Here is a 10,635-nt window from a genome sequence, read left to right as displayed (position 1 = left end):
ACTGGCTGTTTTCAATATCTCATTGGCTCGGCGCAGTTCCCTGTTCTCACGCTCCAACGCCTTGAGGCGATCACGTTCACTGCTTGTCAGACCTTCGCGTGCGCCATTGTTAATTTCGCTACGTTTAACCCATTCCAGCAACGTGGAGGGCACACAGCCAATCTTGGGTGCAATTGATTCAACCGCCGCCCATAGCGATGGATATTCGCCTCGATGTTCCTGTACCAGACGAACAGATCGTTCACGAACTTCAGGGGAAAACTTTGTTTGATTGCTCATGGCTCCATTCTCTCAAAAGTTGGAGCCTCCTCAAAACCCGGGGCGATTCAGGTGGAATTTTAGGTAGTAGCTTGAAGTAGTGACACTCCTTAAATCTTTCGCAAAATAATTTCCCGGAACCGGACTCGCTCTGGTTCCGGGATGTTTTTTAAGCTACTCATATATCAAGAAACCACGGACAGCTAAAATGGGTGTTATGAAAGGCATTGAATTTTCAGAATCCAAATTGAAGGAAATCCTAGACCAGCTTCCTATAGAAGCGCAAAGTGCTTTTGCAGCCTCATGCGCGCAGAGGATTTTTACTTGTTATGTTGAATATGCAAGGGTGGCCAAGTCAAAAAAAGTCGATCTCGATGCTTACTCCGAAGCCATTTCCTATGTTTGGAACGCTGTGATAGCGGGAAACCACGATGCAATCATTCTCAATGGTTTGCTGGAGCGCTGCATGGCTGTGTTACCTTCTGAGGAGGATGCCTGGGAAAGTGGTACGCCCTATGCCGAAGACGCTGCGGCGGCGATTATTTATTCTCTGAGGTCGTTGGCTTCTGGATGTCCTCAAGAGGCTATATGGGCTGCAAAGCGCGTCTATGAAGCGGTAGATAATTTTGTAGTAAATACCTATAACGTGAATACTAATGCTACTGATGGAGAAAAATTTATTTTAGATCACCCCATAGTTAGCAATGAGCTAAGTAGGCAGCTTCGTGACTTGAACGAAATCATTAATTCGAAGCGGGATTCTGAATCCCTAAAAAAGACTATAAAGATTATTATGGAACGATCCAAGTCCGAATCGAACGACCTATTTTCTGAGGCTACCTAAGCTCATAAGTCGGAAGCGGCGTTAGCCGTGTTCCGACGTATGCCGTCAACGGCAACCTGAGCGGCGACGGGGTGTGGACCTACACCTACGACCTCGACAACCAGCTGATCAGTGCCAATAAAACCGGCTCGAGCAACAGCCTCGCGTACGATGGCGCAGGGCGTCTGCGCCAGACCACCCTGGCGGGCACCATCACCGGCCTGACCTATGACGGTGTCGATCTCGTGGCTGAATACAACAGCGGTGGCACACTGTTGCGCCGCTACGTGCACGGCCCCGGCGTAGATGAACCGCTGGTGTGGTATGAAGGCACCACCACGACCAACAAAACCTGGCTGTACCAGGACCAGCTGGGCAGTGTCATCGGCACAGCCAACAGTGCTGGCACCAGCACCGCCATCCACAGCTACGGCCCGTACGGTGAACCCAACATCGCTACCGGCATCCGCTTCCGCTACACCGGCCAGCAGTTCCTCGGTTCACTCAATCTGTACTACTACAAGGCACGGTTCTACTCACCTGCACTGGGCCGGTTCCTGCAGACCGATCCGATTGGCATCGCGGATGATCTCAATCTGTATGCATACGTTGGCAACAACCCCATCAACTTCAATGATCCGTCGGGGCTGAGTGCAGCTGCTGCCAGTATGCTGCTGGGTAAACTGGGCTCCTGGGGAAGGGAGAATGCCGGTACGCTCACAGAAATCGGGATAGGATTTACACCTGCCGGCTTCTATACCGATCTCTACAGTGCAGTAGCAGGCAGAACACCCATAACCGGTGATTCTCTCTCCGGTTGGGAACGGGTTGCGATACTGATCCCAGGCGTCTCCGAAATCAGAAATGCGGGAAGAATTGGTTCTTCAATACAAGGAGTGGCAGAATCAACAATAAAACAAGTCAATCCGACAAATTTAATTCCAACCCAAACTCGCTCAGAAATGTCTGGCTCTCAAATAAAGCGTCTCGAAAAAGATATGAGAACAAATGGATTTGATCAAAACAAGCCTATAGATGCTGTGCGTCGTACAGATGGAAGACTGGAAATTCAAGACGGTCACCATCGAGTGGAAGCTGCAAAAAGAGCTGGAATTGATCAGATACCAGTTCAAATTTGGGAGAAGTAAATGGTTCCAAAAGGACAATACAAAGCTGCTTTTATATTGCCGGTTCCAAATGAGAAAGTTTTAGGAGATGCAGGATGGGAATTTAAGACTGATAAGAGGCTTCCAAGCGATACGAAGAAATTCTTGCTAGAAGTGTTGGAGCTAAAATTTGTTGAGAATTCCTTGGGGATGTCTACCTATGAGGGAGATACTATGAAGGCCACAATATTTTTTGATGATCGTAATGAAGTTAAGGAGGTATACGTTAGACTTTATGGAGTGCCTAAAGAACGACTTTCATTGCTTTTTCAAGCGAGCTTCATTTCCTCAAGTGCAGAGCTTTTTTTTCCATCTGAGGGATAATTGCTTATGTTTAGTCACAAGATATCAGCCCAGAGGGCGATACATCTAATTTGTACGACAGCAAGGAAAGAAGAGGTGTTTTTGGCGTATCTTGTAGCGATACCACACCATCTTTTGAGATGAAGAAAAGCATTTTCGACGAGATGCCTCAGCTTATACAGTTCTTTATCGTAAGGTCTTGGTATTTTTCGATTCTTTTTTGGCGGGATAACAGCTGTTTAGTCCCAGATTGATCTGGGAGTCGTTGTGCCTCTCATTGCTCTGTTCACTCACTAAATGCCTACGATTTCAGTGAGTAATTGTTTGTTTTGATCAAGAATACCCAGTCTTTTTTTCTCTGATTTGGCTTCAGCGACCACGTCATACAGCGCAATGGCTTTGCGTAAAATCTCAGTTTTAGTTGTATGCCCAGAAGAAGCCAGCTGTTCCAACCGTTCGTTTAGCTCGGGTGATACGCTCAAGCTGAGGCGGATTGTTTCTTTATCGTTTGCCATATTTTTCCTGTTGATAAATAAGCGTCATTTATGCGTAAATATAGCGCTTATTTAGTGCGTGAACAAGTTTCTTAAATTTCTGCTTATGACAACAATCGCGTCGCCCGGGCGATATGTACGCTGATACAAGCTAAGCGTGCCAATCCGCTTGAGCAACAGTCTGATTTACGATGGTGCTGGATGTCCGGGACAGATCACACTGGTGACCAGAATCAATACACTCTTTTGATATAATTCGATCACATAATTGGCATAGGGGTAGCAGTGCAAGTCTCAGCAAGAAATATCATATCAATGGTCAGGCCAGACTTGTTCAGCACAAGGTAGCACTGCGATATTCACGATGAGCATGCGAGCCAATCAGGCTTTATCAAACCTACCCGAGTACCTTTCCAGTACAACTTCTGCACTGATCGAAATACTTCAGCAACGCGGACTCATCACAGACGAGGGAATCGAACGCGTACAGGCGGCAGCACTGGCACATGGCATTGCGTTTTCTACTGCAGCGACGCGACTGGGTGTCGTATCCGAACGCGATATGGCGCGGACTTTTGCAGATATACTCGGTGTCGCCGTATTGACCCGTGCCGAGTATCCGCAACCTCCCCATATTCCGAATGATCTCAATCTGGCTTTCTTGCGAAAACACCGGGTATGTCCGGTTATGGTATCCGAGACGTATGTCAGGCTGGCCATGGCTAATCCGCAGGATAGTGTAGCGATTACGGGTATACGCTTTGCCCTGGGCAAGGATGTGGAACCGGTTGCTGCGTTGGAGTCGGATATCGACGAGTATCTCCAGGCAGGAATAGCTGATATTTCTGCAGGTACCGACAACGTTACGCCGGGCGCTTCCAGTACCGGGGATGATATCGACAAGCTTTCGGATCATGACTCGGAGGCGCCGGCCATACGTATGGCGCACCAGCTACTCACTCAGGCCATGGATGCCGGTGCATCGGATGTTCACCTCGAACCGATGACTGATTCGCTGGTCGTGCGATACCGGATCGATGGTGTTCTGCAGGAAGTCGATGTGCTGTCGAATCGCTGGTCGCGATCAGTGGTCTCGAGACTGAAACTCATGGCGCGGCTCGACATTGCAGAAAGACGTTTGCCACAGGATGGACGTATCCGCTTTACGACGCGAGGAGTCAGTCTTGATTTACGTGTTGCCACCTTTCCGACACTCCATGGCGAATCCATGGTATTGCGCCTGCTCGGGCAGCATTCGGTGTCGCCTGAACTGGAGAGCCTGGGCCTCGATCCGTCTGGCTTGCAGGCACTGCGCGCAGCCCTCGATCGTCCTCACGGTATCGTCTTGATCACCGGTCCGACAGGTAGTGGCAAAACGACAACTCTTTATGCCGCCTTGAACGCGATCCGGAGTCCGGAACGAAAGATCGTGACGGTTGAGGATCCGGTTGAATACACGCTTCCCGGGGTATCTCAGTTGCAGGTCAAACCGGAGATCGGGTTGACATACGGGGCCGCCCTGCGATCGGTACTCCGCAACGATCCGGATGTGATCATGATCGGCGAAATTCGCGATCAGGAGACCGCGGATATTGCCATCCGTTCGGCTCTGACGGGGCATCTGGTACTCGCCACCTTACACACCAATACGGCAGCCGGGGCCATAACTCGATTGCTCGATCTCGGGGTCGAGGATTATCTTTTGGCGTCGACACTGGTTTTTGCAGGTGCACAACGGCTGGTTCGCCGGATTTGTCCAGAATGTTGCACGACACGCGAACCGACAGGGGATGAACGTCATGCATTGGCATCGGTGTCTGGTCATAAGGCTGAGACATGTCAGTTACCCGTGGCTATGGGGTGCCCAGCGTGCCGCGGACGCGGGTATACAGGCAGATTACCGATCTTTGAAGCTCTTCCAATCGGCCTGGAGGAGCAGGCAGCAATCCGGCAACCACACGCAGAGGAGGTACTGCTGGGGATCACCAGGCGAAAGAACACGCCGACCTTATGGTCTCATGGCCTGGATAGGGTAATACAAGGGGAAACGACACTGGAGGAAGTGTTGAGTGTCGTCGAAGAGGTCGGACAGTGACACGATTCACGGTGAGGGCCATTACGCCGGAAGGGGGTTCCCGTATTTTTACCCGGGAAGCAGATGACGAACGCCAACTTACTGTTCAATTGATTGGTGAAAATCTGACGCCGATTCGGATCATTGAGCAGGATGGCAGCTTGAATGATCTGCTGAGCCGGCCCGTGACTTTGAACCGACGGATACCTATACGTGATGTGGCGCTCTTTTGTGAGCAGATCGGCACGATGGTGGGGTCGGGCCTCAATATCGAGCAAGCGTTGCAAGTCGTTTCGCGGCAAAAAGGAAACCGACCCTCTGCCAGGATGGCTCGACACTTGTTACCACGCATTCAGGCAGGCGGCCCGCTCTCAGATGCCCTGGATATCGAGGTGGGCATGCCCCGGTATCTGCCATCGATGATCAGAGCTGCGGAAAGTGGTGGCAGACTGGCCGAAGGTTTGGAAACAGCAGGGCGTTACTTGCAGCGGCAAGCCAGCACCCGGGCTGAGATTGCAAATGCACTGACCTATCCGGTAATCGTACTGGTTACCGTGATGATTGCGCTTTTGATCGTACTTACCGTGGTGATCCCGGGTTTTGAGCCGATTTTTGCGGGCGAGGAGCACCGTTTGCCGGGGATGACTCGTTTTGTGCTGTGGCTCTCGGATCTCGCAGTAAATCATGCAATCACATCTTTGCTCTGGATGGGTGCAATCCTGGCGATCGGGTTCTTGCTGTATCGCAGATCGGTACGCTTTGGGGATTGGGTCGCTGCTTCGATTATGCGGCTTCCACCTGTCCGGATCATTGACCAGTTGAACGTCTCTCGCGTACTCAACGTGCTTGGGATGCTTTTCCAAAGTGGTGTGGAAGCTTCGGAGGCTGTGCTGCTGGCCGCCCAGGCTGCGGGTTCAAGGCGTCTTCGTGTTGCACTGGAAGGGGCGTCACGAAAACTGCGCGAAGGCGGTACGATTGGCACGACGCTTGGGGCTATCTACGTTATCCCGGATGAAACATGTGCGCTGATAGAAGTAGGAGAGCACACCGGGGAGCTCGGAAAGACAACCTTACGCGCGGCTCAGCTTCTCGAGCGAGATACATCCGAGCAGCTCGAACGAATGCTTGCTCTCGTCAACCCGTTAGCGATTGCATTTCTCGGTATCGTCGTTGGCCTTGTCGTGGGTGGCGTCATGCTCGGAATACTCAGTATCAACCAACTTGCATTGAGATCATAATGAAATATTTCTATTGTTCTGTTCAATTAAATCCAAGGGTGAATCAGGGTCACATTGCTTGAACTTCTGGTTGTGCTTGTCATCATGGGGTTGTTGACAGCCGTAGTCACGCCTCAGGTCATGAATATGTTTTCCGGCGCGAAATCCGATACGGCTGCTCTTCAGGTGGAAACCATCACGACTGCACTCAACTACTACCGGATCGATACCGGAAGCTATCCGGACATGGAGCACGGGCTCCGGGCGCTGTGGGAGGCTCCACCGGGAGTAAACAGATGGCGTGGCCCTTATGTGCGAAAGCAACAGCATTTGGTTGATCCATGGGGACGTTCGTACCGATATCGGTTACCCGGTAAACATGGACCTGTAGATGTTTTTTCGCTGGGCGCGGATGATAAGGAAGGGGGCAGTGGCGAGGATACCGATATCGGCAATTGGGATAAACAGTGAGCGCGGTGTAACACTGCTCGAACTTCTGGTGGTAATCGTGTTGCTTGGGTTGCTTTCTCTCATCGGCGCTCAAGCCTTACCCGGGGATGATCGACATTTGCAGACTGTATCGGAGCGTATCGAGCACCGTTTGAGAAAGGCGCGGCTGAGTGCGATGCGAAGCGGTACTGCTGTATTTATTCCATGTGAATCCTTGGCAGCTCCCTCCGACAGAACGACACCTGTTACCTCAAGCCGAAGTACTGATTGGATGGTAACTTGTTCGGGAGAAGTCGGACGTACAGAGGGTATCACTTTCTTTACCGACGGATCATCCAGCGGGGGAATAATTGAGCTTGTATCTGGAGTGGCACGCATACGAATTCATATTGATACGTTGACCGGGACTTCGAGGCTCGAGTAGCTGTATGGCGGTACAACGTGGTTTCAGTCTGCTCGAGACCCTGATAACGCTCGCTGTGGCGGCATTGTTCTTTGGTGTGCTATTACCTTCGATCGTGACGAATCTCGATCGAATCAAGGCAGATACCTTACGTGCAGAAGCACTATTGGTTGCACAGAATCAGATGGAGGCACACGCTGTCATCGCCACAGAAATGGAGGGCCATTTCGAAGGACAGGATGGACCCTTCTCGTGGACGGCAACCATCGAGCCATCGGAAAAGAAAGATCGCTCTGCCGGCACGGCAGGGCCATTTTCACTTCGCCGTGTACATGTCGATGTTTTCTTCCAGGGAGGTCAACCATTGGTATCGCTTGAGGCTTATAGTGTCGGAGCGATTCGTTGAGGATGCATGGCACCTGTAAGGCAGAAAAAGGTTTCACCCTGCTGGAACTGCTCATCGCAATGATCATTGGCAGCGGACTCGTCTATCTGACATCTGAAGTATTCTCACTGATTCAGCGAGGGGTGGAGCAATCCAGGCAGGCTGCCGATCAGGTGATGACTGAACAACGTGCGATTGCAGTCGTGAGAGAGGCTCTGTCGAACCTCATTCCACCCGTCACCTCGGACAAACGATATCGGATCGTCGCGACCGAATCGGTATTCGAATTTGCCGCTGTTCCAGTCGATGGCCGCTCTCAATGGGGAAGCATGAATACAAGAATCGTCATTGAGCCATCGGATAGTGGAAATTTTATGATCGTATTTGAACAGTGGAAATCGGAAGCAGGCTCATCGTTCACTATTCCGAAATCCCGGCTTATTCTCTTCAAGGATCTGAAAAGTGCCTCGCTGCAGTATCTTTACCACACTTCACGAGGCTTTCATACACAACCTGAAGAACCTGAACAACATCCTGAACTCGTGACATTACGCTGGACCAAGGCAGATTATGTTGGACAAACTGGAGCGGAATCATTATCTGTTCGTACAAGGATCGATGCGGGAGCGAATTGCCAACTTGATCTTCAATCCTTGAGCTGCCGTTGAAGAACTGATTATTTTTTCAGGGAACATGTGAGGCAAATTGACTGTTGCCATCTTCTCCATTTATTCATCTGGCTAATAGCAACCCATCGTCCTGTCTGTTTTCATTAGATGATGACACAACCAGCTTTTCAGAATAGAAACACTTCGTTTCAAAAGCACGATAAAGAAGAGTTTTACGAATTTCTTCCGATTTTTGTACCCGAAAGGCTGCGACTATCCTATCGCACTGGAATTATGTCATCATAATATCGGCTTTTCAGGAATTCGCTGGAATGCCGGGGGAGTGGTTCTGACAGAAGTTCCATTAAAGATGAGGTTTATTTCCAGCGTATGACAGGTTATAACAATGCCAACAATATGACTGTACTGCTCCCCGTAACCAGATATCTTCAGATCTTCCGCCAGTCGTGGTTTTCCGGAGTATTGTCCGTTCTGTTTCTGTCGATTGCTCTGATCATGCTGCGCATCGATACTCAACAGGCACGCACTCATACTGCTTCGCTTGAAATAGTCGGACGTATTCATGCCAATATCCAGCACCTGACCATTGTTTCTCCGGAGGCGCTGCGCGGTAACGAGCAGGCTTTTGTGCAACTGCGCAATAACCTCGACCAGTTGAATCATTACGCAACCTTGCTGCAATACGGGGGGGAATATCAGCGGGAAACTCTCCCGGCCATAGCTGAACTACTGCCAGCAGATTTGTTCAAGACATTCCGGAACACATTGCACATCAAGGAGAATCGGGCTCGTCAGATTCTGGAAAGCCGGGAGGCTCTGGTCAGTCTGGCAGAAATTCTGAAACGGGTGGATCTGGTCAATCATGGTTTGCAAAAAAAGTTGCAGGAATTCTCTGTCGAACTGACACAGACAGGGCACGCATCCAACCAGGCAGTAGCAGTCGAAACCGTAAAAATTCTTGTCCAGTTCATTACCGGCAGTGTCCGTTCTCTGATAGAGGGCGGGTTCCAGGTTTCCAGCACGGCGGATCAGCAGTCAGTTGAATCTGAACAGATAACCGGGATGATCCAAACGTTGATAAAAGGGCGGGATTGGCTGTATTCGACTGTGCAGGGCAATCAGCTTTCTTCCGGGACACTGTCCCAGATTCGTGTCCAGTTCAATGCACTGGAAGATCTTTTGCGTGTTGCTCAGAGACTGACACCGGAAGTAACCGGCGCCTGGCATGCAATACATGAGACTTTCTCAGCCAGCGACAGCTTGTCGACACTGGTCAGCCAGATCGAACAGGCAATCACTGAGCACAACAATAATGCAGGCATGCTCACAACCGTGCTGTTTTATCTGACGGCCGTACTGACCATCATCAGCGGTCTGGTATTCATTCATCTGTTTTCCACCAGTTTGCGCAAGCATATCCACCAGGGTGAACAAAATGTCGAAACCACCCAGAAGGCGATACTGCGTCTGCTCGATGAAATGGAGATACCGGCAGGAGGCGATCTGACTGCCCGGATGTCCGTCACCGAAGATATTACCGGCACGATTGCCGATTCGATCAACCTGACCATCGAGGCATTGCAGGAACTGGTCAGGAAAGTGAATCACGCCAGTTCTCAGGTAATGAGCGCTTCCCACCAGGCAGAGAGTATTTCATCCGATTTGCTGGATGCCACCCGGGAACAGGCAGGCAAAATCGAAGATGCCACGGTTGCCGTACTGGGAATCGCCGAATCGCTGGAGGCAGTATCCGGCTCGGCGGAAGAATGCGCGGATGTGGCCAGACAAACGCTGCATGCAGCAGAGAGTGGTGCCAATGCCGTTCAGGATGCCATGGCCGGTATGAACGAAATCCGGGTTTACATCCAGGAAACCTCCAAACGGATCAAGCGGCTGGGAGAAAGCTCCCAGGAGATCGGTGAGATCGTCACCTTGATTTCAGATATTACCGAGCAGACCAATATCCTGGCGCTGAATGCTTCTATCCAGGCAACGGCAGCGGGTGATGCCGGAAAAGGGTTCTCTGTCATTGCTCAGGAAATACAGCGACTGGCCGAACACTCGGCCGAAGCAACCCGGCAGATCAGTACGCTGATTCGCAACATCCGGGGGGATGCGCAGGACACCATCATTGCGATGGAGCGCAGTACGGCAGGGGTGGTTGAAGGTGCAAGGCGCGCCAATACCACGGGAAGTGCTCTGGAAGAAATCGAAACGGTGTCGAAGCGCCTGGCGCAACTGGTGATTCGAATTACCGAAGCGACACACAAGCAAACCCGTGTTTCCAACAAGGTAGCCAAAAGTATGGAGGATATTTTGTCCATTACCCGTCAAACCTCCCGCGGTACCCAGCAGAATGCTGATTCCATCAAACAGATCACCGAACATGTCACTGACTTGAAATCATCCGTCGCCAGTTTCAAGGTGTGACAG

General features: G+C 50.8%; 12 protein-coding genes and 1 pseudogene. 10 read left to right on the top strand and 3 right to left on the bottom strand.

Annotation, left to right across the window (positions count from 1 at the left end):
* Nucleotides 1-279 (bottom strand): transposase (locus tag B5D58_RS06630; protein ID WP_143779552.1); only part of this gene is annotated, 279 nt, incomplete at its 3' end.
* 187 nt (nt 280-466) lie between these two features.
* On the opposite strand from B5D58_RS06630, the gene B5D58_RS06625 reads away from it, so the two are divergent.
* The 3 genes from B5D58_RS06625 to B5D58_RS06615 all read left to right on the top strand — a co-directional run bounded on the left by B5D58_RS06625 (nt 467) and on the right by B5D58_RS06615 (nt 2,571).
* On the top strand, nt 467-1,102 hold the full coding sequence (locus B5D58_RS06625) for a DUF416 family protein (protein ID WP_011111844.1): 636 nt from the start codon (nt 467-469) through the stop codon (nt 1,100-1,102).
* Between the two features lie 71 nt (nt 1,103-1,173).
* Nucleotides 1,174-2,229: an RHS repeat-associated core domain-containing protein gene (locus B5D58_RS13950; protein WP_011111843.1), complete on the top strand. Its 1,056-nt coding sequence runs from the start codon at nt 1,174-1,176 to the stop codon at nt 2,227-2,229.
* Nucleotides 2,230-2,571 (top strand): hypothetical protein, encoded by a 342-nt coding sequence (locus B5D58_RS06615; RefSeq protein WP_041356729.1) that lies wholly within the window; start codon nt 2,230-2,232, stop codon nt 2,569-2,571.
* A gap of 14 nt (nt 2,572-2,585) precedes the next feature.
* Here B5D58_RS06615 and B5D58_RS06610 read toward each other — a convergent pair.
* Both B5D58_RS06610 and B5D58_RS06605 read right to left on the bottom strand, forming a co-directional pair.
* Nucleotides 2,586-2,783, bottom strand: a pseudogene (locus B5D58_RS06610) (IS5/IS1182 family transposase); the annotation flags it as partial.
* 60 nt (nt 2,784-2,843) lie between these two features.
* Entirely contained in the window at nt 2,844-3,065 is a 222-nt protein-coding gene (locus B5D58_RS06605) for a ribbon-helix-helix protein, CopG family (protein WP_041356728.1), read from the bottom strand.
* Nucleotides 3,066-3,408: 343 nt separating this feature from the next.
* Between B5D58_RS06605 and B5D58_RS06600 the strand changes: the two genes are divergently transcribed.
* The 7 genes from B5D58_RS06600 (at nt 3,409) to B5D58_RS06570 (ending at nt 10,632) form a co-directional block, all read left to right on the top strand.
* Entirely contained in the window at nt 3,409-5,139 is a 1,731-nt protein-coding gene (locus B5D58_RS06600) for a GspE/PulE family protein (RefSeq protein WP_011111842.1), read from the top strand.
* The gene (locus B5D58_RS06595; protein WP_011111841.1) at nt 5,136-6,356 is read left to right on the top strand and encodes a type II secretion system F family protein; all 1,221 of its coding nucleotides are present in this window, start codon (nt 5,136-5,138) and stop codon (nt 6,354-6,356) included. The genes B5D58_RS06600 and B5D58_RS06595 overlap by 4 nt, the downstream gene beginning before the upstream one ends.
* A gap of 54 nt (nt 6,357-6,410) precedes the next feature.
* Nucleotides 6,411-6,806 carry a type II secretion system major pseudopilin GspG gene (gspG, locus tag B5D58_RS06590; protein ID WP_011111840.1) on the top strand — a complete coding sequence of 132 codons (396 nt, stop codon included), beginning with the start codon at nt 6,411-6,413 and terminating at the stop codon, nt 6,804-6,806.
* Nucleotides 6,766-7,209, top strand: a complete 444-nt coding sequence (locus B5D58_RS06585) for a prepilin-type N-terminal cleavage/methylation domain-containing protein (protein ID WP_041356725.1) — start codon at nt 6,766-6,768, stop codon at nt 7,207-7,209. The genes gspG and B5D58_RS06585 overlap by 41 nt, the downstream gene beginning before the upstream one ends.
* A gap of 4 nt (nt 7,210-7,213) precedes the next feature.
* Nucleotides 7,214-7,594: a prepilin-type N-terminal cleavage/methylation domain-containing protein gene (locus B5D58_RS06580; protein WP_011111838.1), complete on the top strand. Its 381-nt coding sequence runs from the start codon at nt 7,214-7,216 to the stop codon at nt 7,592-7,594.
* A gap of 2 nt (nt 7,595-7,596) precedes the next feature.
* Nucleotides 7,597-8,241, top strand: a complete 645-nt coding sequence (locus B5D58_RS06575) for a PulJ/GspJ family protein (RefSeq protein WP_011111837.1) — start codon at nt 7,597-7,599, stop codon at nt 8,239-8,241.
* 330 nt (nt 8,242-8,571) lie between these two features.
* The gene (locus B5D58_RS06570; RefSeq protein WP_011111836.1) at nt 8,572-10,632 is read left to right on the top strand and encodes a methyl-accepting chemotaxis protein; all 2,061 of its coding nucleotides are present in this window, start codon (nt 8,572-8,574) and stop codon (nt 10,630-10,632) included.
* Nucleotides 10,633-10,635 lie beyond the last annotated feature (3 nt).

It is taken from the genome of Nitrosomonas europaea, assembly GCF_900167395.1.
GTDB classification, from domain to species: Bacteria; Pseudomonadota; Gammaproteobacteria; order Burkholderiales; family Nitrosomonadaceae; genus Nitrosomonas; species Nitrosomonas europaea.
This window is presented reverse-complemented; position numbering and strand designations above follow the sequence as displayed.